Genomic DNA, 20317 nt, shown 5'->3' on the forward strand with positions numbered 1-20317 from the left:
CAATGCGGGAGTCGGCCGAAATCTACGCGTGTTCGATGGCACTTGCGATGTTCCCCCCGCCGCCTACCTCTACAGCATCAGCCCGGCCTCGCACCAGAAGCCCGCGTCACCGTTCACGCGCTTGCCCGGATACCGGTGAGGCGCTAACCCGCTGCGATCCGTATTCTCAGGACCCCCATGACCCAAGCCACTGATCCCGTCGTCATCTGTTCCTTCGCCCGCACCCCGATGGGCGGCTTTCAGGGGGCCCTGTCCGGCGTCAAGGCGACGGAACTGGGGGCCACTGCCGTGCGCGCCGCAGTCGAGCGCGCCGGAATCGATCCGGCGAAGATCGAACAGATCTTCATGGGCTGCGTCCTGCCCGCCGGTCTCGGCCAGGCCCCCGCCCGACAGGCCGCCATCGGGGCCGGGCTCGGTCTTCATGTCGAGGCCACGACCGTCAACAAGATGTGCGGCTCGGGGATGCAGGCCACGATGATGGCCCACGACGCCCTGCTGGCCGGCACGGCCCAGGTCATCGTCGCCGGCGGCATGGAGTCGATGACCGGCGCGCCCTACGTGATGGCCAAACACCGCGGCGGCTCACGCATCGGGCACGACGTCATTTCCGACAGTATGTTCCTCGATGGTCTGGAAGACGCCTATGAGCCCGGCAAGCTGATGGGAGCCTTTGCCGAGGACACCGCCGGCCAGTACCAGTTCACCCGCGAAGCCCAGGACGCCTATGCCATCGAGAGCCTGACCCGCGCCCGCGCCGCTATCGAAAGCGGAGCCTTCGAGGCCGAGATCACCCCGGTCGAGGTCAAGACCCGCAAGGGCAGCGAGACGGTCAGCGTCGACGAACAGCCCGGCAAGGCCGATCCGGCCAAGATCCCCAATCTGAAGCCCGCCTTTTCGAAGGACGGCACCATCACCGCTGCCAACGCCTCCTCCATCTCCGATGGAGCCGCCGCCCTGGTGATGATGCGGGAATCCACCGCCAAAACCCTCGGCCTGCCGGTCGTCGCCCGCATCGTCGCCCACGCCGCCCACGCCCACGAGCCGGGCCTGTTCACCACCGCTCCGGTCCCGGCCATGAAGAAGGCGCTGGCCAAGGCTGGCTGGTCGGTCGAGGACGTCGACCTGTGGGAAGTCAATGAGGCCTTCGCCGTCGTGGCCATGATCGCCATGCAGGAGCTGAACATCCCGCACGACAGGCTGAATGTGAACGGCGGCGCGACCGCCCTGGGTCACCCGATCGGGGCCTCGGGCGCGCGCATCCTGGCCACCCTGCTCTCGGCCCTCCAGGCCCGTGGCGGCAAGAAGGGCATGGCCGCCCTGTGCATCGGCGGCGGTGAGGCCACAGCCGTGGCCGTCGAACTGGTCTGAGCCCACTCGTGGTGTGAACCTGTACGGACCGGGGACATCAATCCGGCCGCACTCGCTTGGGTGCAGGGTCACGGACGCTGGCGAGATGCCGCGGCGAAGGGGCCTGACTGCGAGGGCGCGGCCCCCTGACGGAGTCCGAAGCCATCAACCGGGCCATGGCCCGACAGCCGGTAAACAACAGGATCATCGCAGACTCCCCGCAAATGCGAATGAGTCGCAAACTTACAGCTGGTCACGTATCCGGCAAGCCGGAAAGTGACTTGGCCGTCTAGCGCAGGTCGACCGACTGGGCGATGCGCTCGGCCACAGCGCGATCAGCCGGATCGAGACTGGCGACCCAGACATGGATCTCGCGCGGCGCGGTGGCGCGCTGGAACAGATGCTCCAGCGCATGGCGTCCGTCGGCCTCGGTCACCACCACCGACGCCCGACCCGCCACCTCGGCCATCTGGCCGTCATAGATCGGAAACTGCGACGCCGGGCCGGCATAGATCATCACGAACGGCGTACCGTCGTGCCGCACCGAATAGATGGTGAAGTCCGGGCCCGGGCGGCCGGTGTCGAGCTCGAATCCCTGGGGCAGGTCGAGGCGGAACGGCAGGGCCGCGCGCGCCGCCGCGTCGAGCGGACGATAGGTCGGGACTGCCGGTTCAGCGGGCGCCACGACATCCGGAACAGAGGGGGCCGGCACGGACGGGGCCGGCGCGGTGGCGGGGACCGCCGGCCGGGTCACCGCTGGAGCCGGCGTGGTCGTCATCCGGGCGGCCGTCGGCACGACAGCCGGGATGGCAACGGGCGCAGGAGTCGCCGCAGGGGCCGGAACCGGAGCCGAAACCGGCACAGGAACCGGCTCCGGTGTCGGTGTCGGTGTCGGTGTCGGTGTCGGGGTAGCCAACGGCGGCCCGCCGTTCAGGGCCCGGGTCAGGTCGGAGGCCGAAGGCGTCTGAGGCGACGATACGGTCGCATCCTGGGACCGGGCGGCCACCGGGGTGGCGAGCAACAACAGGACGGTGGCGGAAGCGAGAATTTTCATGACCCGACCTTCGCTCCGGATCGGGGCGATCGCAAGGCCCCGGCGCGTCCGGACCCGGTCAGGCCGTCGGCAACTCAATCCAGAAGGTGGCCCCTTCACCCGGCTGCGACGTCACACCGATGGTGCCGCCCTGCAGTTCGGTCAGCCGCTTGGCCAGGGCCAGGCCAATGCCGTGCCCCTCGACGGTCGACCGCTCCAGCCCCAGCCGGTTGAACGGCTCGAACAGCTGCGCCTGTTTCTCGACCGACAACCCCGGTCCGTTGTCGATGATCTCGATGCGGACCAGATCGTGGACCCGGCTGGCCCGGAAGATCACCGTCCCGGCCGTCGCGCCATATTTGACGGCATTGGATGCCAGATTGGCGACCACCTGGGCCAGACGCTGGGAATCGGCCAGCGCCACCAGGCCGTCGCCCACACAGTCCAGCTCCAGCTGCATGTCGCGCGACTCCGGTCGCAGGGCCACGGCACGGCGCACATCCTCCAGAACCCCGCGCACATCGGTGGGCCGCAACTCGACCTTGACCGCGCCGGACTCGGCCCGGGCCACATCCAGCAGATCGTGGGACAGGGCCTCGACCTGACGCGCGGTCTTGACCAGCATCTCGGCCATTTCGGCCTGAACCGGCGTGATCGGACCCAGCTGACCGGTCTGCCACAGCTCACCGATACCGATGATGCCGCCGACCGGACTCTTGACCTCATGGGCGACATTGGCCAGCAGCCGCGACTTGGCCTCGGACGCCCGCTCGGCCCGCGCCTGGCCCGCCCTGGCGCGGTCGGCCAGCCGGTCGCGTTCCTCCAGCAGGGCGGCGACCAGCAGAACCGGCATATAGCCCAGCAGCACCAACATCTGCGCCATCAGGGCCCGGTCGGCCCCCTGGAACCGCGCCGCATAGGGCCCGAAGCCCGCCATACTGCCGCCGACCGCTAGAATGGTCACGATCAGCAAGGCCGCCGTCACGCCCAGCACCCTCAGGCGCACAGCGATCACCAGCAGGATCGGCAGGACAATGAACCCCAGCGGCAGGCTCAGATGCGAGAAGATGGCGACGCTGACCCCGGTCAACACACCCAGAAGAACCAGCGTCTCCAGCATCTTCATCGGGCGGGCGATAAGCACGAGGTTGCGACGGGTCAGCGCCAGGCCGAAGGACCCGATAACCGCGATCCCCATTGCGTGGCCCAGCCACCAGGTGCCGAAGGCATAGGCGAATCCGGGCCCGGACATCAGCTCCAGCATACCCGCGGCAAACAGACCCGCGGGGATCGGTGCCACCACGGCGGCGCTGATCAGAAAACGGCTCGTGCCCTCGACACTGGACAGATTCAGGCTGGGCGCGAAGCGTCGTGCCAGCAACACCGCCCCGACGATCTCGATCATGTTGGCCACGGTGAACATGATGACCAGCGAGGTCGAATTGCCGGCCAGCAACTCGCCCGCCATGACGCCGACCGTGATCAGGCTGCCGAAGCACAGGTCATACATCGGTCCCCGGGCATTGCGCAGCCACACGACCACGGCGAGGCCCCCAGCCCCCCAGAGGGCCGCAACCAGACCCGCCGAGCGCGAGAACTCGATCGCCAGAACCACCAGAATGACCACACCAACGGCCGCGAAGATCGGGGCCAGCGGCTCGGCGAAGAACGCAGCTGCGCTGCTGCGCCCGGCAATGGCCGATCGGGGGGCGACCGGCACCTTTCCGGCAGGGTCAGCGGATGGGGCCGCGGGGCTCGCAGTCATCAGGTCAGGTCTCGGCACACCAATTCAGCCTGCAACCATGCACAAGCTTCACTAATATCCCCTGAAATTCAGGCGTCCGCCGCCAGGGCCGCCACAAATTCCCCGACCGAATGCGCCGGTCCCTGCGGATGGCTCCAGACCGCCGCACTGACCGCCACAAAATCCGCACCGGCCCGCGCCAGGTCTCCCGCATTGGCGGCGGTGATCCCGCCGATGGCCACACAGGGAATTTCGACGGTCTCCTGCCAGATGGTCAGGATTTCCGGGTCGGGACGATGGGTCGTCGCCTTGGTCGCGGTCGGGAAGAAGGCCCCGAAGGCGACATAGTCCGCCCCCGCCTCGGCCGCGTCCATGGCCAGTTCGCGGCTATCGTGACAGGTGGCGCCGATCATGGCGTCCGGCCCCATCAGACGACGGGCCTCGGCCACCGACGCGTCACCCTGGCCGAGATGAACCCCGTCGCAGCCGCTGCGCTGGGCCAGGTCAGGCCGGTCATTGAGGATCAAGGCCACGCCGTGGGCCCGGACCACCGGCCCCAACCGCTCCACCGCCGCCAGCACCGTCGCGTCGTCGGCGTCCTTGAGCCGAAGCTGCAGCGCCGCAACGTCTCCGCCGCCCAGAGCCGCCTCCAGCGCGTTCGCGAAGGCATCGAGATCAAGGATCGCCGGCGGGGTGATCAGGTACAGGCGACAGGGCGGACGGGACGGAATCTGGGGAGTGCGGGCCATGGGTCTCGCTGGGACAATCGGCGGCGCGCGTCAACGCCTGCCGTGCGATGCGAACGAGTTGCAGTCGCCTCTATTTGTGCTATAGAGAACCATTATCAACACCCGACGGGATTCGCCTTCCGTGTATGTCTGTAACTGCAACGGCCTGCGCCAGCGTGACGTCGCCTTCGCCATCGAGGCGGGGGCCACCCGCCCACGCGACATCTTCGCCAACAACCAGTGTGCCGTTCAGTGCGCCAGATGCGTCTGCGAAATGCGCGAAATGATCCAGGACAGCCGGCAGGCCTTCGCCATGGCGGCCGAATAGGCCTGGGCCCAGTTGCGGGCGATTTTTACTCGCAATTTCAATGTCAGCGATAAGTGTTCGCAAGTGAACACAAGGCCTTTTGCCGTGTTATGAAACGGCGAAACGCGACGACTCATCGCCGCCGCCAACAGGAGCCGAGCCATGCAGGGCGACCCCGCGATCATCCGCACGCTCAATGCGGTCCTCACCAACGAGCTGACGTCGGTGAACCAGTATTTCCTGCACGCCCGGATGTTCGAGGCCTGGGGCCTGAAACACCTCGGCCAAATCATCTACGATGAATCGATCGGCGAGATGAAGCACGCCGACATGCTGATCAAGCGGGTGCTGTTCCTCGACGGCCTGCCCAATCTGCAGGACCTGCACAAGCTGAAGATCGGCGAGACCGCCTTCGAATGCCTCGCCGCCGATCTGAAGCTGGAACTGGCCGGTCGTGAGACCACCATGGCCGGCGTGACCCAGTGTGAGGCGGCCAGGGACTATGTCAGCCGCGACCTGCTGATGCGCATCCTCAACGACACCGAGGAGCACATCGACTTCCTCGAGGCCCAGCACAAGCTGATCGAACAGCTGGGCGAGCAGAACTATCTGCAGTCGGCCATGACCGAGATCGCCCCGGACAAGAGCGCCACGGGGCAGTAGTCGGCGTCGAGATCGGCGGGGTGCCGCCGCTACTCTACAAGCCGGTGGCCAACGTGACTCCGACGTTCCAAATGAAGTGACTCAGCGCGATGAGGACGAGCGACCCGGTTCGCAACCAGAGCACGCCCAGAAACAGGCCAAGCGACGTCTGCATCAGGAACTTGGGCGCATATTCGAAGGCCACGACCTGAAGCCTGGGCCAGTCCGCGTGAACGATCGGCTCCGCCAGGGCAAAGGGAACGTGCATCAACCCGAAGGCGACGCTCGACAGGAAGACGGCCTGAAAGCGTGATACGGGCAGGTGCAGCAAGGCGGTCAGAAACAGCACCCTGAAGACGACTTCCTCGGCCGTGGCACCGACGACCAGCGCCGCCAATGTGACGGCCAGCTCCCCGACCGGCGAGCTAATCGGGGCAACAGCCTCGGCGGAGTAGGCTGCGTAGCTCCAAGCCGCGGCGACACCGACACCCACCACGCCGGCCAGGAACAGTCTGAGTTTCGACGCGGAGCGCAGGCGCGTTGGCCATTTGACGAGACCGAACTGCAAAAAGGCTGCGGGGACCATCGTCCAGGCCAGAAGATAGATGGCAATCGCCGACAATGGATCGAGCATGCCGAACATGTTGAGAACCCTACCCGCACCCAACTGAAGCCCCACTACGGCTGCGATCATGAGTCCGATCCGCCCGACCTGCCGGGGCCCCGCGTCTCCGCTCCAGTAGATCGCCGAGCCGGCGGTCGCGAAACGCAGGGCGACGAACGACAAGCCAAAGACGGCCGCTACCACCGCGGCCAACGTGGCGTTGATTTCCATCGCAGATTCGGGCTCCACGGCTCCCGTTCGCGACACCAAGGCCCACCAAGTGAGCGCCGCCAGAGCGATGGCGACGAACTGCGAGAGTCTGCGCAAGGTCATGGACGTGTCCGACGATAGAGGGCTCGGCAACGTGCACACCCCCCGACTCACAACCTGATGTAAGCAGGCTCCGCTTACGGCGGCCAGAGTCGCTGCCCGACGTCGAGGCGGGCTGGTCCCAACGGAGATCCGGGCTGAATCCGGGAACTGACGCCCGCTCCCGCTCATTCCTCGATCAAATGCTGAAGGACGAGTGATGACCACGATCGACGAAACGCTGGACGACGTCCGCGACGCCGCCACCGATTTTCTCAACGCCGAACATCGGGGTCCCGGCCATGTCGCCCTGGGGATCGCCGTCACGGCCGGTTTTGCCCTGCTGGCCACCGCCTTCGCCACCGGTGCCTTGCGTCCCCTGCGGCGTGACCCGGCAAACGACCATCAGGACGGTCCGGTCACCGAACGGCCGCGCGGCCCGATCAGTCTGGTGCTGCCGGCGGTATTTTCGGTCACGACCCTGTCGGCACTCAGGGTCTGGAACGCGCCGTCCCGCCCCGGCCGCAAACAAGCGCTTGGCCTCTGGGCCGCGGCCCAGGCGGTCAATGCGGTGTGGATTGCCCTGCGCCCGGCGGGACGCGGCCTCCAGATCGCCGCCGCCATGTCCTCGGCCGGTCTCGCCGCCGCCTTCGCCCACGAAGCGCGTAAACTCGACGTCGGTGCCGGAAAGCTGGCGTCACCGATCGGCGGCCGGGTCCGCCTCGCCAACAAGCTGCAGGGCCGATCGGGAGATGAGAACCGAACCGCGAACTGAACGTCCGCCGCCTTGCCGGATGGTGCCGCTTCCTCTAGGGACAGCGCTCGATTATCGCGCGCGCCGGACGGTCTGGTCGCCGCGCCCAGCCCTATTTGAGACCCCATGAAAATCAACGGCAACACCATCAAGCCCGGCATGGTCCTGCAGCACAACGGCGGTCTGTGGGTCGTGACCAAGGCCAGCCACGTCAAGCCCGGCAAGGGCGGGGCCTTCGCCAACGTTGAGGCCAAGAACCTCGAGACCGGCAACAAGCTGAACGAACGCTTCCGTTCGGAAGACAAGGTCGAACGCGTCACGCTCGAGCAGAAAGAGTTCTCCTATCTGTACGCCCAGGGCGACGCCCTCGTGTTCATGGACGACGTGAACTACGAACAGATCGAACTGCAGAAGGACTGGGTCGGCGAGGATCGCATCGCCTACCTGCAGGACGGCATGAAGGTGACCATCGAAATGCACGAGGACCGGCCCATCGGCCTGTCCCTGCCCGATCAGGTCAATCTTGAAGTCGTCGAGACCGAGCCCACCGTAAAGGGCCAGACCGCTTCGTCCTCCTACAAGCCGGCCATCGCCAACAATGGCGTGCGCATCATGATCCCGCCCTATATGGGCGTCGGCGAGAAGATCGTCGTCGACACCTCGACCGGCGAATACGTCCGCCGCGCCGACTGATCCCGACCCGCTACCCCCGGCCACAGGCCGGGGTCCCGGGGACGCCGCCGCGCGTCCCCTGAACTTCTCCGTCTGTCCGGGCTGACCGCCTTTTCAGGACCTTCGGACCAGGAGATTCCCCATGGCTCTCGCCTCCGCCCTCGTCTCGGTCATGCTCGATGCGGTCCGCAAGACCGCCCGCCCGATGCTGCGCGATTTCGGCGAGGTCTCGCAGCTGCAGATCTCGCGCAAGGGACCGGGCGACTTTGTCACCGCCGCCGACGTCAAGGCCGAGGACACCCTCTACGAACTGCTGATGAAGGCCCGCCCCGGTTACGGCTTCCTCGGCGAGGAGCGCGGCATGATGGAGGGCACCGACAAGAGCCACACCTGGGTGGTCGATCCGATCGACGGCACCACCAATTTCATGCACGCCATTCCTCATTTCGCCATCACGGTCGGGCTGGAACGGCGCGCGCCGGACGGCACATCCGAGATCGTCGCCGGCGTCACCTACAACCCCGTCGCCAACGAGCTGTTCTGGGCCGAGAAGGGCAAGGGCTGCTACCTCAATGACCAGCGCATTCGCTGCTCGGGTCGTCGCGACATGACCGAGAGCCTGATCGCCACCGGCCTGCCCTTCATCGGCAAGACCGGCCACGGCCAGGCCATCAAGGACATCCACGCCGTCGGCCAGCGCGTCGCCGGCATTCGCCGCCTCGGCTCATCGGCGCTCGACCTGGCCTGGGTCGCCGCCGGCCGTTTCGACGCCTACTATGAGCGCAACCTGCAGCGCTGGGACGTGGCTGCGGGTATCCTGTTCGTCACCGAGGCGGGCGGCATCGTCTCCACCATCGACAGCGATGGCGACCCGATGTCCGGCAAGCAGATCATCGCTTCCAACAGCGAGATCCATCCGCAGCTGCGGAAGATCCTCCAGGCCACCTGACCGGCGGATGGCGTCGCCACTGGTCATCGCCCATCGCGGCACCTCGGGCGAACGGCCCGAACACACCCGTGCCGCCTATGATTTGGCCATCGACCAGGGGGCCGACTTTATCGAGCCCGATCTGGTCGTGTCGCGCGACGGCGTTCTGATCGTCCGCCACGAGAACGAGATCGGCGGCACCACCGACGTCGCCGACCGCCCGCAATTCGCCGATCACCTCACGACCCGCACCGTCGACGGTCAGACCGTCACCGGCTGGTTCACCGAGGACTTTACCCTCGCCGAGTTGCAGAGCCTGCGTGCCCGCGAACGTCTGCCCGCCCTGCGCCCGGCCAATTCTGCCTTCGACGGTCAGGAACCGATCCTGACCTTCCAGCAGGTCATCGACATCGCCCGTTCCGGATCGCTGCGCACCGGCCGTACGATCGGCGTCTGCCCCGAGTTGAAGCACCCGACGCATTTTGCCGCCGCCGGTCTGGCGATGGAGGACCTTTTCGTCGCCGTGCTGGACGCCAACGCCCTGACCGGCACCGATGCGCCCATCCTGATCCAGTGTTTCGAGGTCGGCCCGCTGCAGCGCCTCGCCGCGCGCATCGACGCCCCCCTGCTGCAACTGATGAGCGTCGCCGGTGGACCGGTGGACCGCCCGGACCTGACCTATGCCGCCATGGCTACGCCCGACGGTCTGGCGACCATCTCCGACTATGCGGGCTGGATCGGGGTCGAGACGGCGATGATCGCACCGGATCTGGACCGGTCGCAGACCTCTCTGATCGCCGACGCCCATGCTGTCGGCCTCAAGGTGGCCGCCTGGACCTTCCGCGCCGAACCGCTGTTCCTGCCGCCGGGTGCCGCCGACCTGACGGCTTGGCTGACCGCCTTTCGCGACTACGGCCTCGACGCCGCCTTCAGCGACTTCCCGGCCACTGCGGTGGCTGTCGCGGGCCGCTAGCGACCCGCCACCAGGGTGACGCGGATCGTCTCGCCCGTCATGGCCCGGGCGGTCCAGCTGCCGCCCACCGCAACGCGCACGATCGGCGTACAGAATTGGCCCGGCATCGGCAGGGGCCGCCGCTGACTTAGGCACAGCTTACCGTCACGCACCCGCCAGACACCGGAATTACGCCCGCCGCGCCGGTCCTGCCCTTCGAACCGACCGCCTTCGGCCAGCCACAACCGCGCTGTGCGCCCGTCGGGATAGGTCGACACCAGCGTGTTCGAGAACGCGGCCTGCAGGTCGGAAGCACTGGCCGGCGACTGCACGGACAGCATCAGACTCATCAGGATCAGGGCAGACATCAGTATCCTCAGGCTGGGCTCGCCAATGATCGTGGCAAGCCAGGTTCAGTCCGAGCGGAACTGCAGCTCCGCCAGACGCGCATACAAGCCGCCCCGGGCGATCAGTTCAAGGTGGGTACCCTGATCGACCACGGCTCCGTCCTCCATCACCACAATCCGGTCGGCGCGCAGCACCGTGGCCAGACGGTGGGCGATGACCAGGGTGGTGCGCTCTTCCATGGCCGCATCCAGCGCCTGCTGCACCAGCTGTTCATTGCCCGCGTCCAGCGCGCTGGTGGCCTCGTCCAGCAGCAGGATCGGGGCGTTGCGCACCAGGGCCCGGGCGATGGCCAGCCGCTGCCGCTGCCCGCCGGACAGGCTCTTGCCGCGCTCGCCCAGCGGTGTGCCGAATCCTTCCGGCAGGGCGTCGATGAACCCCAGGGCCTGGGCCTTGTCGGCCACGGCCCGGACCTCGTCCTCGGTCGCGGCCTCACGCCCGAAGCGGATATTCTCCAGCGCCGAGCCCGAGAACAGCGGCGCTTCCTGCGACACCCAGGCAAAGCGGCGACGCACGGCCACCGGATCGGCCTCGCGCACATCGACCCCGTCGACCGAGACGGTGCCCGTCTGCGGATCGTAGAAGCGCAGCAACAGGCGAAACACGGTGCTCTTGCCCGCGCCCGACGGCCCCACCAGGGCCACCGTCTCGCCCGGCCGTACCGTCAGGCTGAAGCCCTTCAACGCCGCCAGGTCCGGCCGCCCCGGATAGGCGAAATCGACCGCAGACATCGACACCTCGCCGCGCGGTGGCTCAGGCAGGACCCGCGGCTGTGCCGGAGCGGCGATTTCGGGCACGGCCCGCATCAGTTCGTCGATCCGCTCCATCGCCCCGGCGGCCTTTTGCACATCGCCCCAGCTCTCGCCCAGCGCCCCCACGGCCCCGGCGACGAACACCGACAGCAGCACGAACTGCAGCAACGCCCCCGGTGTCATCCGCCCGGCGATCACGTCCTGGGCCCCCAGCCACAGCACCAGGGTCACCCCCCCAAACATCACCACGATGATCATCGCCGTCATCAGGGCCCGGGCCTTGATCCGGATCAGCGAGACGTCGAAGGCCCGTTCCACCGCCGCGCCGAAGCGGGCGATGGCACTGGCCTCGCGCCCGAAGGCCTGGACGGTTTCGATGGCGTCAACGCTTTCGCCGGCGAAGCCCACGGCCCCGGCGAACTCGTCCTGGGCCCGGACCGTCAGCTTGCGCACCCGCCGCCCGAAAAGGAACAACGGCCCCAGCAGGAAGGGCACGGTCAGCAGCACCAGCCCGGTCAGCTTCAGACTAACCACCGACAGCAGGATGGTCCCGCCCACCATGGTCAGGGCGTTGCGCAGCGCAAACGACACCGAGGTGGTCAACAGGGTCTCGACCAGGGCGATGTCCGTCGTCAGCCGCGACAGCACCTCGCCCGTACGCATCCGGGCGTAAAAGGACGGGTCCAGCGTCAGGATGCGGTCGAACAGGCCGGTGCGCAGGTCGGCGATGACCCGCTCACCGGTCTTGGTCACGTAGAAATAGCGAAACGCCGTCGCCAGCCCCAGGAACAGGGCGTTGGCCCCCAGCACCAGGAACCACAGGTTCAGGTCGCGACCGGCATTCTCGAAGCCGTTGTCGATGGCCCCCCGGGCTGTCCCGGTCAGAGCCAGGGACCCGGCCGTGGACAGCAGCAGCCAGAACACGGCGATGGCGGCATGGGCCTTGTGCCGCATCAGATAGGGCAGCAACCGCCCCAGTGGCCGCACGCTCCGGGCCTTGGCCCGTTTGCCCGCAGCCTCCCCGATCTGCTCGACCAGCAGCGCTCCGGCCCCGGGCCGTCCCTCGGCTTCAAACGACGGGGCGATGGGTGGCGGAGACTGGGTCATGCGCCCGCCTCTTGCCCCGGAACGCCCCCCGGTGTAAACGCCGCCCCTTCTTCCCGCTGGAGCCTTCGGCGGGTTTTCTCATTGACGCGCACCGACGGTCGGCATCGTCATCGCGCAGAGACCGGACGACGACCATGAAAGCGGACACGCACCCCGACTACCATTTCATCACTGTGGTGATGACCGACGGCTCGACCTACCAGACCCGGTCGACCTACCAGAAGGAAGGCGCGACGCTGAACCTGGACATCGATCCCTCGACCCATCCGGCCTGGACCGGCGGCAATCAGCACCTGCTGGACCGCGGCGGTCGCGTCTCGCGCTTCAACAACAAGTTCGGCGGCTTCATCAAGAAGTAGCGGACTGCGGCTTCAGGGCCACGAAAAGCGCCGGTCTCGGGACCGGCGCTTTTTGTTTGTCCGGAACGTCGATAGCATGGACCCGTTCGATCCTGGGGCGTGGACACCGTGTCCAACGCCGGATCGAACCAGAGCGACTGAAATGAATCGACGGCAATTGGGACTTGGCGTGGCGGCAACCGCCATGAGCACGGCGGCAGGCACGGCAGCGCTGGCACAGGTGCCGATGCAGCCGTTCACCCCCGGCACCAATGCCTTCTACGACAGTTTCAACGATCAGCTGGCCCGCCTGCCCGCCGCCTTCCAGGGCGACGTCCGCGCCTTCTACGAGCGCACCGGCTGGCGTCCGGTCTGGAATGCCGAGCGCCTGCGTGCCCTGCAGACCGCCGCGAGCCGGGCCGAACGACACGGCCTGTCGCCGGCGGACTTCTTCAACTTCCCCGCCCTAGCCGCCGATCCGGCCACGGCCGAGATGCGCACCACCGTTGCCGCCCTCGGTTACGCCCGCGTCCTGTCCGAAGGCCGTGTCCGGCCCGAGACGGTCGAGGATCTGTGGGAAATGCAGAAGAACCGGGTCGACCTGCCCGGCGGTATGGCCGATTCGATCACTCGCAACACGCTGGTCGACTGGTACGCGGGTCTGGCCCCGACCGACATCGGCTATACCAACCTGTCCGCCGGCTATGTCCGCTACCGCCGCCTGATCCTCGACGGGGGCTGGCCCGTGTTCAGCGCCGGGCCGACAATTGAGCCTGACACCAGCGACGCCCGCATCCAGCCGCTGATCCGCCGCCTGGTGGCCGAAGGTGACCTCAGCGCCGCCGCCGGTGCCCGCCTGGCCCTGGCCGGAGGTTTCTACGGCCCTGAGCTCCAGGAAGCCGTGCGCAGTTTCCAGACCCGGCACGGCCTGGCAGCCGACGCCCGCATCGGTACCGGAACCCAACGCTCCCTGTCGGCCTCGGCCGAGGATCGGGCCCGCCAGATCGCCCTGAACCTGGAACGCCGCCGCTGGCTCAAGCGCGACCTCGCGCCCGAGCGGATCGAGGTCAACACCGCCGCCGCCATCATGGTCTACTGGAAGGACGGCAAGCCGGTTCACTCCAACCGCGTCGTCGTCGGCTCGCCGGCCAACCAGACGCCCAGCCTTGAAAAGCCGTTCGCCTCGGTCGTGGCCAACCCGCCTTGGTATGTCCCGGCCTCGATCGCCCGCAACGAGATCCTGCCGCGCGGCCCCGGCTATCTGGCCGCCAACAACATGTATATGTCCAACGGCACAGTGATCCAGCGCGCCGGACCCACGGCCGCACTCGGCTATGTGAAGTTCGAGCTGCGCGACAGCTACGCCATCTTCCTGCACGACACGCCGTCCAAATCGGCCTTCAACCTGTCGATGCGTCAGCGCAGCCACGGCTGTGTTCGGGTTCAGGGCGCGGTCGAATTCGCCCGCCTGCTGCTGTCGCCCGATCCGATGCTGCTGGCGGAATTCGACGCCGCCCAGGACAGCCGCGATACCAAACGCATCCAGACCGGCCGCGAGATCACCGTCCGCCTGCTGTACTGGACTGCCTTCGTCGACGGCCAGGGTCGCGTCGCCTTCCGCGAGGACGTCTACGGCCGCGACGAAAAGCTGGCCGCCGCCCTCGGCATCGCCGTCAGCCTGCCCAAGCCGGTCAATGACGGGGCCCGCATAGCCAACGACGTCGGGCCGTAGAGCCCTGACTGCCCGTCATCCTCGGGACAAGCCCGAGGATGACGGTCTGATCAGCGACGACCGGGTTTTAGCCTAAAGCCTGAACGCCGCTTCCAGCTTGCCCATCTGGCTCAGCACGGCGTTCTCGGCCTCTTCCTCGGGGCCGTCCAGATACATGCGGCGGTCCAGATACAGGACGCGGCCGAACAGTTTCTCGGCCCGGACCAGATACTCGATCAGGGCGATCGGCAGTTCGGGATGGGTCGGGTCGATCTCGGCCTTAGGCTCGTTCAGCCGGTAGCGCGGCTCGCAGGCGGCCTCGGAGGCCATGTCGCCCTCACGCACGGCGCGCTGGATCAACAGCCACGAGGCGATCTGCATCAGCCGGGTGGTCAGTTTCATGCTCTCGCCCGCATAGGCCAGGGCCACCGCTCGCGACAGCATCTTGGATTCCCGCCGTCCGTCGCCGTCCAGATAGGCGGCGGTCTCCTCGACCAGCTCCATGCCTTCACGGAACGTTCGGTCGAACAGTTCCGAACGCGCGAATCCGTCGACAACCGCAGCGCGGCTGCGGCCCGAGGTCGAAAGGATGTTGTCGTCGCTGGCCATCAACTCAAATACACTCATGGAAAGCACAGGCGTCCGTATCACTGTCGGCCCATATCGGGGCCATCAATGTCAGACCAGCAATGGTCATGCCACGGGGCACGCGCGGCTACGAGCGGAAGTTGAAAAGGGCGTCGGCGGCACTCTTGCGTGAGGACTTGCCCTCCATGGCCGCGCGCGCCCGGGCGATCTCCGCCTCCAGCGCCTCGACCCGCTCGCCCAGCTCCTCGACCGAGAACAGGTCCAGATCCTCGCGCGCCAGCGCCGTCAGGGTTGCCCCACGCTGCGGACGGGGCTCCAATTCTTCCAGACTCATCGTCGCCTCCTTGGCCATGGACCGCGCGAACCCCTATCTGAACGCTGACACACGAACGATTGCAAGAGCGGGACGGTTCAGATGAAGGCAGTGGAAATCACCGGTGGATCGGGCCCCGCGACCGCCCTGATCATGGTCGATCGGCCCGATCCGGTCGCCGGCGCGGGCCAGATTCGCATCCGCGTCCGTGCCGCCGGCGTCAATCGTCCCGACATCCTGCAGCGGCTCGGTCGCTATCCGGCCCCGCCCGGGGCCTCGGACATTCTCGGCCTCGAGGTCGCCGGTGAGGTGGATCAGGTCGGCGACGGCGTCTCGCGCTGGTCGGTCGGGGATCGCGTCTGCGCCCTGCTGGGCGGTGGTGGCTATGCTGAATATGCGGCGGTCGACGCCCGTCACGCACTGCCCGTCCCCGACGCTCTGGACTGGATCCAGGCCGCGGCCCTGCCCGAAACCGTCTGCACCGTGTTCGCCAATGTGTTCGAGTCCGGCGGCCTCAAGGCGGATGAGACCCTGCTGATCCACGGCGCGACCAGCGGCATCGGCGTCACCGCCATCCAGATGGCCAGGGCGGCCGGGGCCCGCGTCATCGCCACCTCGCGTGGACCGGCCAAGGCCGCCGCCGCCCGCGCCCTCGGGGCCGACCTCAGCCTCGACGCCCGCAGCGACGACATGGCCGCCGCCATCGCCGGTTTCGGCGGGGTCGATGTGGTTCTGGACATGGTCGGGGCCGACTATGCCGCCCTCAATCTCGAGGCGCTCAAGCCGTTCGGGCGCTGGGTGGCCATCGCCACCCTGTCCGGCAACCGGGCCGAGATCGATCTGGCCCGGGTGATGATGAAACGGATCGTCCTGACCGGCTCGACCCTGCGCGCCCGTCCCGCCGACGAAAAGGCCCGGCTGATCGCTGCTGTGGAGGCTACAGTTTGGCCGTGGATCGCCTCGGGCGCGGTTCGCCCGCCGGTCGAGGCCACCTTCCCCCTGGCCGAGGCCGCTCTCGCCCACCTCCGGCTGGAGACGGGCGAGCACGTCGGCAAGGTGGTGCTGACAGTCAGCTAGAGGCGCTGCCCGGAATCAGCGGCGGCCGCGCACCGGGCGCAGCGACGAGATCCGGTCATTCATGCCCCAGCGATCGAGGTTGCGCACATCGTCGCTGAAGGTCTGGCACTGGCCACGGAAATAGGCGTCGGTACAGACCTCCCATTCGCCGCGGAACCGCATCGAACTGATGACGTCGTTGAACTCGGTATTGCCCAGGTTCACGACCTCACCGTTGAAGCTGTAGGAGGCCCCGCGGAAATCAGCGTCGCGATAGACGGTGATCGAACTCTGGCCGCCGCGCCCCCAGCCACCGCCATTGTCGCGGTCATTACGGTCATCCCGGCGATCGCCCCGACCGCCGCCACGACGGTCCTCGTACTCGCCCCGGACCGGGCCGCAAACCAGCCGGCCGTCGTCGTTGCTGATGTCGTGGCTGGAACAGCGGTTCAACTCGATCGAGGTCCCGCGCACATTGCCGCGACGGTCGCGGCAGTCGGCATACAGCCGGCCCTGATTGACGTAGTCGCCGCTGCAGCTGCGGCTGTAGCTGCCGCGCGGCGAGACCCGCTGCGGCTCCTGATAGTTATACGGCGCGGCCTGTTGGGGCACGGCAACCATGGCTGCCAGGGCGGCGAGGCTCGAGATCAACATTGGGTCCTCCATCTGTTTGCGGCCACGGATCGCGGCGGTCAGACCAACATCAGGCCCCTGAGATGAACCTTGGCTGTATGATCCTGTCGGTCTTCGTTTTCTTTTCCCGCGAAACAGCCTATATCATGAGCATACACGCCCGGTCGAAAGGCCGGGCGCCGTCGTATCCAGAGCCCGGCGACCGGGCTGAAAAGACAAGAACCGGAACGCGTTCATGACCGATATCCTGATGCCCAAGGCCACCGCGGTCTGGCTGGTGGACAACACCTCCCTCTCGTTCGACCAGATTGCCGACTTCTGCGGCCTGCACCCGCTCGAGGTTCGTGGCATCGCTGACGGCGACGTGGCGCGTGACATCCGTGGAGCCGACCCGCTCGTCAACGGCCAGCTGAGCCGCGAAGAGCTCGACAAGGCCCAGGCCGACGACACCTATCGGATGAGCGCTGTGGTCAGCCGCCATGCCGAACTGATGAAGGGGGGCAAGAAGGCCCCGAAATATACCCCGGTCTCACGCCGTCAGGACCGTCCGGACGCCATTTCGTGGTTCGTGCGCAACCATCCGGAAGTCACCGACGCCCAGATCTCCAAACTGCTCGGCACAACCAAGTCGACCATCGACAGCGTGCGCAACCGCACGCACTGGAACAGCGCCAACATCAAGCCGGTCGACCCGGTGACGCTCGGCCTCGTCGGCCAGCTGGCGCTCGACGAACTGGTCAAGAAGGCCGCCGATAAGAAGGCCAAGGACGACGCCAAGAAGGGCGGGGCCACCATGCAGCCGGTCGAGGCCGAACCGGCCGAGCCCGAGTTCGTGCCCGAGGCGCGCGAGCGTCGCGGTGCCGAGCCGACCGCCGCTTCGGTGTTCGGCCCCAAGGACTGACTTTGTTCCTCCCCCATCGGGGGAGGGGGACCGCGTAGCGGTGGAGGGGGCTGCCCCCTCCGTCTCGCCGGCTCCGCCGACAATCCGCCTCCCCCATCGGGGAGGACAAAACAACGGCCCCGGGATCGCTCCCGGGGCCGTTTTTGTTTTCCGGAGATGCGGGGGCCTAACCCGTTCGCGCCTCCAGACTGGTGATCTGTTCCTTGAGCTTCAGTTTCCGCGTCTTGAGTTCCCGTATCTGTAGTGAATCCACCGACGGGTGGATCCGTTCGCGCTGGATAATCTCATCCAGTGAACGGTGCCGATTTCCCAGTTCGCGAATACGAGCCTCAATCGTCATGGCTTGCGCCTCCATGTCTAAGGGATCACACACAATCAACGCCTGACGGAGACGGGTGTGGAATCACAAATGGGTGACTCCGCCGACCCTCCAGACACACAAACCGTGGACCCCGAATTGGCCGAAGATGTGAACGGAGCCATACAAACCGACCCGCCGCGCATCGTGGTCGGGATTTCCGGCGCATCGGGCGTGATCCATGGCGCGCGGGTGCTCGACGCCCTGGCCGAACTCGGGGTTGAAAGTCACCTTGTCGTGACCCGGGCCGCCCTGCTGACCCTGTCCCAGGAAACCGACCTCAGCGCCGACGCCCTGTCGGCCAAGGCCACCGTCGTGCACAAATTGACCGACGTCGGGGCCAGCATCGCCTCGGGCTCGTTCCGCACCCTGGGCATGATCATCGCCCCCTGTTCGGTGCGCACCATGGGCGAGATCGCCACCGGCGTGACCTCGACCCTGCTGACCCGCGCCGCCGACGTGACCCTGAAAGAGCGCCGCCCGCTGGTGCTGATGGTGCGCGAGACGCCGCTGCACCTGGGCCATCTGCGCACCATGACCGCCCTGGCCGAAATGGGCGCAATCATCGCCCCGCCCCTGCCCGCCTTCTACACCCGTCCCGAATCGATCGCCGAGATGGTCGACCAGTCGGTGGGTCGCGCGCTGGACCTGTTCGGCCTCGACTGGGCCCCCGTGCGGCGCTGGGACGGCCTCAAGGGCCCGACCCCGGCATGAGCCTGTGGGACTGGGCCGTGCGCGCCTACGGCACCGAGGGCGTATCCGAGACCTGCCTGACCCTGCAGGACGTCCACGAACAGAACGTCCCCCTGCTGCTGTGGGCCGCCTGGACCGCCGCCACCGGCCGCCGCCCGGATGAGGAGACGGTCGAGGCCGCCGCCGACACCGCCCGGGCCTGGGACCTCGCCGCCGTGGCCCCGCTGCGCGCCGTGCGGCGTACGCTCAAGGCCGCAATCCCCGACATCGACAACCCGGCCCGCGAGGCCATTCGTACCCAGGTCAAGGCTGTCGAGCTCGATGCCGAACGACAGCTGCTGGCGGCACTGGAAGCCCTCGCCCCCGCACCGGACGCCGCGCCGCAGCCGCCGATCGCCGCGCTCGCCGCGGCTGCCCGGGCCTGGGGCACCGTCACGCCGCGTCCGGCCCTGGTCCGTTTGGCCGAGCGGCTTCCGGCTTGAGCCGTGCTCGGTTATAAGCAACGACGCCGGGGCCGAACCATGAACGATGACCTACCCTATCTGAACGAGGAGCAGCTCGCCCTGCTGGCGCGGCTCAAGACCCTGCAGACGGAACACGCCGACCTCGACGCCTCGATCGAAGCCCTCGGCCATCTACCGATTCCCGATCAGCTGCGCATCGCCCGCCTCAAGCGCAAGAAGCTGCTGCTGCGTGACGAGATCGCCAAGGTCGAGAACCGCATCTTGCCCGACATCATCGCCTGAGCCGCCGCTGGCGGGGCTCAGCGCGCCTTTTTGCGCAGCCACATGGCGGCGTCGGCCTCGGCCAGCCACACCTCTGCGTCGCTGTGATCGGTCCAGCCGCGCACCCCGAACGAGCCACCCAGGTCGACCCGGGTCCCGTCCCAGGTAAAGCCCTTGTCCGCCATCGCCGCGGCCAGCTTGCGGGCCTTCTCACGCCCCTCCTCGACCCCGGCGTTCAGCATCAGCAGACCGAACTCGTCGCCACCCAGCCGTCCGACGGCGTCTGATTCGCGCAGATTGGTCAGCATCAGCTCGGCCACCTGCACCAGGGCGGCGTCCCCGGCGGCGTGACCCAGCTCGTCATTGACCCGTTTGAAGCCGTCGAGATCGAGATACAGCAGCACCGCCGGCACCCCGTGGCGCTGGCAATAGGCCATGGTCCGGTTCATCGCCCCGACGAACCCGCGCCGGTTCAGCACCGGCGTCAGCACGTCGGTGTCCGCCGCCGCCTCGGCCGCCTCGGCCCGCAGACGCAGGGCCTCGACCTCCGCGCGCAGGCGCGCGATCTCGGTATTCAGGTCCCCGTCGGACAGTTTGGCGGCCGTCTGGCTCACGGTCAGAAGAACTCCCGGGGGCGCGACTCAGTGGCCGCGACCGACCCCCATGCTATCGCGCTCGGTTGCGGGCGCAACGCGTGTGCTGTAACCGGCCTCTTTC

25 protein-coding genes are annotated in these 20317 nt (G+C 67.5%); 14 read left to right on the plus strand and 11 right to left on the minus strand.

Annotated features, from left to right (window positions below; translation table 11 throughout):
• Positions 1-177: 177 nt before the first annotated feature.
• Entirely contained in the window at positions 178-1368 is a 1191-nt protein-coding gene (locus tag AAC067_RS10020; protein ID WP_339932075.1) for an acetyl-CoA C-acyltransferase, read from the plus strand.
• Between the two features lie 268 nt (positions 1369-1636).
• On the opposite strand, the gene AAC067_RS10025 is transcribed toward AAC067_RS10020, so the two are convergent.
• The 3 genes from AAC067_RS10025 to thiE form a co-directional block, all read right to left on the minus strand.
• Entirely contained in the window at positions 1637-2401 is a 765-nt protein-coding gene (locus tag AAC067_RS10025; RefSeq protein ID WP_339932076.1) for a hypothetical protein, read from the minus strand.
• 58 nt (positions 2402-2459) lie between these two features.
• Positions 2460-4145 carry an ATP-binding protein gene (locus AAC067_RS10030; RefSeq protein WP_339932077.1) on the minus strand — a complete coding sequence of 562 codons (1686 nt, stop codon included), beginning with the start codon at positions 4143-4145 and terminating at the stop codon, positions 2460-2462.
• Between the two features lie 68 nt (positions 4146-4213).
• Positions 4214-4873 carry a thiamine phosphate synthase gene (gene thiE / locus AAC067_RS10035; protein ID WP_339932078.1) on the minus strand — a complete coding sequence of 220 codons (660 nt, stop codon included), beginning with the start codon at positions 4871-4873 and terminating at the stop codon, positions 4214-4216.
• A 121-nt stretch (positions 4874-4994) separates the two neighbouring features.
• Here thiE and AAC067_RS10040 point away from each other — a divergent pair, with 121 nt between their 5' ends.
• Entirely contained in the window at positions 4995-5180 is a 186-nt protein-coding gene (locus AAC067_RS10040; RefSeq protein WP_339932079.1) for a (2Fe-2S)-binding protein, read from the plus strand.
• A 141-nt stretch (positions 5181-5321) separates the two neighbouring features.
• Positions 5322-5822, plus strand: coding sequence for a bacterioferritin (gene bfr, locus AAC067_RS10045; protein ID WP_339932080.1), 501 nt, complete (start codon positions 5322-5324; stop codon positions 5820-5822).
• Positions 5823-5856: 34 nt separating this feature from the next.
• Here bfr and AAC067_RS10050 read toward each other — a convergent pair whose 3' ends face one another.
• Entirely contained in the window at positions 5857-6738 is an 882-nt protein-coding gene (locus tag AAC067_RS10050; protein ID WP_339932082.1) for a CPBP family intramembrane glutamic endopeptidase, read from the minus strand.
• A 196-nt stretch (positions 6739-6934) separates the two neighbouring features.
• On the opposite strand from AAC067_RS10050, the gene AAC067_RS10055 reads away from it, so the two are divergent.
• The 4 genes from AAC067_RS10055 to AAC067_RS10070 all read left to right on the plus strand — a co-directional run bounded on the left by AAC067_RS10055 (position 6935) and on the right by AAC067_RS10070 (position 10041).
• Positions 6935-7489 (plus strand): TspO protein, encoded by a 555-nt coding sequence (locus AAC067_RS10055; protein WP_339932084.1) that lies wholly within the window; start codon positions 6935-6937, stop codon positions 7487-7489.
• 105 nt (positions 7490-7594) lie between these two features.
• Positions 7595-8161 carry an elongation factor P gene (gene efp / locus AAC067_RS10060; protein ID WP_339932086.1) on the plus strand — a complete coding sequence of 189 codons (567 nt, stop codon included), beginning with the start codon at positions 7595-7597 and terminating at the stop codon, positions 8159-8161.
• Between the two features lie 121 nt (positions 8162-8282).
• Complete coding sequence (locus AAC067_RS10065; protein WP_339932088.1) at positions 8283-9089, plus strand: inositol monophosphatase family protein; 807 nt, start codon at positions 8283-8285, stop codon at positions 9087-9089.
• Between the two features lie 7 nt (positions 9090-9096).
• A complete protein-coding gene (locus AAC067_RS10070) occupies positions 9097-10041 on the plus strand; it encodes a glycerophosphodiester phosphodiesterase family protein (protein WP_339932090.1) in 945 nt (314 codons plus the stop codon).
• Here AAC067_RS10070 and AAC067_RS10075 read toward each other — a convergent pair.
• Both AAC067_RS10075 and AAC067_RS10080 read right to left on the minus strand, forming a co-directional pair.
• Positions 10038-10388 carry a hypothetical protein gene (locus AAC067_RS10075; RefSeq protein WP_339932092.1) on the minus strand — a complete coding sequence of 117 codons (351 nt, stop codon included), beginning with the start codon at positions 10386-10388 and terminating at the stop codon, positions 10038-10040. The genes AAC067_RS10070 and AAC067_RS10075 overlap by 4 nt on opposite strands.
• Before the next feature lie 45 nt (positions 10389-10433).
• Positions 10434-12284 carry an ABC transporter transmembrane domain-containing protein gene (locus tag AAC067_RS10080; protein WP_339932094.1) on the minus strand — a complete coding sequence of 617 codons (1851 nt, stop codon included), beginning with the start codon at positions 12282-12284 and terminating at the stop codon, positions 10434-10436.
• 134 nt (positions 12285-12418) lie between these two features.
• Between AAC067_RS10080 and rpmE the strand changes: the two genes are divergently transcribed.
• Positions 12419-12643 (plus strand): 50S ribosomal protein L31, encoded by a 225-nt coding sequence (rpmE, locus tag AAC067_RS10085; protein WP_339932096.1) that lies wholly within the window; start codon positions 12419-12421, stop codon positions 12641-12643.
• A 142-nt stretch (positions 12644-12785) separates the two neighbouring features.
• A complete protein-coding gene (locus tag AAC067_RS10090; protein WP_339932098.1) occupies positions 12786-14354 on the plus strand; it encodes a L,D-transpeptidase family protein in 1569 nt (522 codons plus the stop codon).
• A gap of 72 nt (positions 14355-14426) precedes the next feature.
• Here the strand turns inward: AAC067_RS10090 and AAC067_RS10095 are convergent, their stop codons facing one another.
• On the minus strand, positions 14427-14960 hold the full coding sequence (locus AAC067_RS10095) for a DUF1465 family protein (RefSeq protein ID WP_339932100.1): 534 nt from the start codon (positions 14958-14960) through the stop codon (positions 14427-14429).
• Between the two features lie 88 nt (positions 14961-15048).
• Entirely contained in the window at positions 15049-15255 is a 207-nt protein-coding gene (locus AAC067_RS10100; protein WP_339932102.1) for a DUF1192 family protein, read from the minus strand.
• An 81-nt stretch (positions 15256-15336) separates the two neighbouring features.
• Here AAC067_RS10100 and AAC067_RS10105 point away from each other — a divergent pair, with 81 nt between their 5' ends.
• Positions 15337-16311: an NAD(P)H-quinone oxidoreductase gene (locus AAC067_RS10105; protein ID WP_339932104.1), complete on the plus strand. Its 975-nt coding sequence runs from the start codon at positions 15337-15339 to the stop codon at positions 16309-16311.
• Between the two features lie 15 nt (positions 16312-16326).
• On the opposite strand, the gene AAC067_RS10110 is transcribed toward AAC067_RS10105, so the two are convergent.
• Positions 16327-16944 (minus strand): beta/gamma crystallin-related protein, encoded by a 618-nt coding sequence (locus AAC067_RS10110; protein ID WP_339932106.1) that lies wholly within the window; start codon positions 16942-16944, stop codon positions 16327-16329.
• Positions 16945-17158: 214 nt separating this feature from the next.
• Here AAC067_RS10110 and AAC067_RS10115 point away from each other — a divergent pair, with 214 nt between their 5' ends.
• A complete protein-coding gene (locus AAC067_RS10115) occupies positions 17159-17824 on the plus strand; it encodes a cell cycle transcriptional regulator TrcR (RefSeq protein ID WP_339932108.1) in 666 nt (221 codons plus the stop codon).
• 166 nt (positions 17825-17990) lie between these two features.
• On the opposite strand, the gene AAC067_RS10120 is transcribed toward AAC067_RS10115, so the two are convergent.
• Positions 17991-18164, minus strand: coding sequence for a DUF465 domain-containing protein (locus AAC067_RS10120; RefSeq protein ID WP_339932110.1), 174 nt, complete (start codon positions 18162-18164; stop codon positions 17991-17993).
• 129 nt (positions 18165-18293) lie between these two features.
• Here AAC067_RS10120 and AAC067_RS10125 point away from each other — a divergent pair, with 129 nt between their 5' ends.
• From AAC067_RS10125 to AAC067_RS10135, 3 genes are read left to right on the plus strand one after another with little or no spacing between them, the layout of a single operon-like run.
• A complete protein-coding gene (locus AAC067_RS10125) occupies positions 18294-18896 on the plus strand; it encodes a UbiX family flavin prenyltransferase (RefSeq protein ID WP_339932467.1) in 603 nt (200 codons plus the stop codon).
• Positions 18893-19357: a TIGR02444 family protein gene (locus AAC067_RS10130; RefSeq protein WP_339932112.1), complete on the plus strand. Its 465-nt coding sequence runs from the start codon at positions 18893-18895 to the stop codon at positions 19355-19357. Before AAC067_RS10125 ends, AAC067_RS10130 begins: the two co-directional genes overlap by 4 nt.
• A 39-nt stretch (positions 19358-19396) precedes the next feature.
• Positions 19397-19621 (plus strand): DUF465 domain-containing protein, encoded by a 225-nt coding sequence (locus AAC067_RS10135; protein ID WP_339932114.1) that lies wholly within the window; start codon positions 19397-19399, stop codon positions 19619-19621.
• Positions 19622-19638: 17 nt separating this feature from the next.
• Here AAC067_RS10135 and AAC067_RS10140 read toward each other — a convergent pair whose 3' ends face one another.
• The gene (locus AAC067_RS10140) at positions 19639-20214 is read right to left on the minus strand and encodes a GGDEF domain-containing protein (RefSeq protein ID WP_339932116.1); all 576 of its coding nucleotides are present in this window, start codon (positions 20212-20214) and stop codon (positions 19639-19641) included.
• Between the last annotated feature and the right edge of the window lie 103 nt (positions 20215-20317).

The sequence above is a fragment of the uncultured Brevundimonas sp. genome (assembly GCF_963977465.1).
In the GTDB taxonomy this organism is placed as follows: domain Bacteria; phylum Pseudomonadota; class Alphaproteobacteria; order Caulobacterales; family Caulobacteraceae; genus Brevundimonas.

Excerpts from the sequence above, each read along its gene's own strand:
- AAC067_RS10055 (WP_339932084.1), top strand. The coding sequence starts at position 6,935 with ATGACCACGATCGACGAAACGCTGGACGACGTCCGCGACGCCGCCACC.
- AAC067_RS10020 (WP_339932075.1), top strand. The coding sequence starts at position 178 with ATGACCCAAGCCACTGATCCCGTCGTCATCTGTTCCTTCGCCCGCACC.
- efp (WP_339932086.1), top strand. The coding sequence starts at position 7,595 with ATGAAAATCAACGGCAACACCATCAAGCCCGGCATGGTCCTGCAGCAC.
- rpmE (WP_339932096.1), top strand. The coding sequence starts at position 12,419 with ATGAAAGCGGACACGCACCCCGACTACCATTTCATCACTGTGGTGATG.
- AAC067_RS10105 (WP_339932104.1), top strand. The coding sequence starts at position 15,337 with ATGAAGGCAGTGGAAATCACCGGTGGATCGGGCCCCGCGACCGCCCTG.
- AAC067_RS10075 (WP_339932092.1), bottom strand. The coding sequence starts at position 10,388 with ATGTCTGCCCTGATCCTGATGAGTCTGATGCTGTCCGTGCAGTCGCCG.
- bfr (WP_339932080.1), top strand. The coding sequence starts at position 5,322 with ATGCAGGGCGACCCCGCGATCATCCGCACGCTCAATGCGGTCCTCACC.
- AAC067_RS10110 (WP_339932106.1), bottom strand. The coding sequence starts at position 16,944 with ATGTTGATCTCGAGCCTCGCCGCCCTGGCAGCCATGGTTGCCGTGCCC.
- thiE (WP_339932078.1), bottom strand. The coding sequence starts at position 4,873 with ATGGCCCGCACTCCCCAGATTCCGTCCCGTCCGCCCTGTCGCCTGTAC.
- AAC067_RS10065 (WP_339932088.1), top strand. The coding sequence starts at position 8,283 with ATGGCTCTCGCCTCCGCCCTCGTCTCGGTCATGCTCGATGCGGTCCGC.
- AAC067_RS10080 (WP_339932094.1), bottom strand. The coding sequence starts at position 12,284 with ATGACCCAGTCTCCGCCACCCATCGCCCCGTCGTTTGAAGCCGAGGGA.
- AAC067_RS10115 (WP_339932108.1), top strand. The coding sequence starts at position 17,159 with ATGACCGATATCCTGATGCCCAAGGCCACCGCGGTCTGGCTGGTGGAC.
- AAC067_RS10030 (WP_339932077.1), bottom strand. The coding sequence starts at position 4,145 with ATGACTGCGAGCCCCGCGGCCCCATCCGCTGACCCTGCCGGAAAGGTG.
- AAC067_RS10090 (WP_339932098.1), top strand. The coding sequence starts at position 12,786 with ATGAATCGACGGCAATTGGGACTTGGCGTGGCGGCAACCGCCATGAGC.
- AAC067_RS10050 (WP_339932082.1), bottom strand. The coding sequence starts at position 6,738 with ATGACCTTGCGCAGACTCTCGCAGTTCGTCGCCATCGCTCTGGCGGCG.
- AAC067_RS10130 (WP_339932112.1), top strand. The coding sequence starts at position 18,893 with ATGAGCCTGTGGGACTGGGCCGTGCGCGCCTACGGCACCGAGGGCGTA.
- AAC067_RS10095 (WP_339932100.1), bottom strand. The coding sequence starts at position 14,960 with ATGAGTGTATTTGAGTTGATGGCCAGCGACGACAACATCCTTTCGACC.
- AAC067_RS10100 (WP_339932102.1), bottom strand. The coding sequence starts at position 15,255 with ATGAGTCTGGAAGAATTGGAGCCCCGTCCGCAGCGTGGGGCAACCCTG.
- AAC067_RS10135 (WP_339932114.1), top strand. The coding sequence starts at position 19,397 with ATGAACGATGACCTACCCTATCTGAACGAGGAGCAGCTCGCCCTGCTG.
- AAC067_RS10025 (WP_339932076.1), bottom strand. The coding sequence starts at position 2,401 with ATGAAAATTCTCGCTTCCGCCACCGTCCTGTTGTTGCTCGCCACCCCG.
- AAC067_RS10070 (WP_339932090.1), top strand. The coding sequence starts at position 9,097 with ATGGCGTCGCCACTGGTCATCGCCCATCGCGGCACCTCGGGCGAACGG.
- AAC067_RS10120 (WP_339932110.1), bottom strand. The coding sequence starts at position 18,164 with ATGACGATTGAGGCTCGTATTCGCGAACTGGGAAATCGGCACCGTTCA.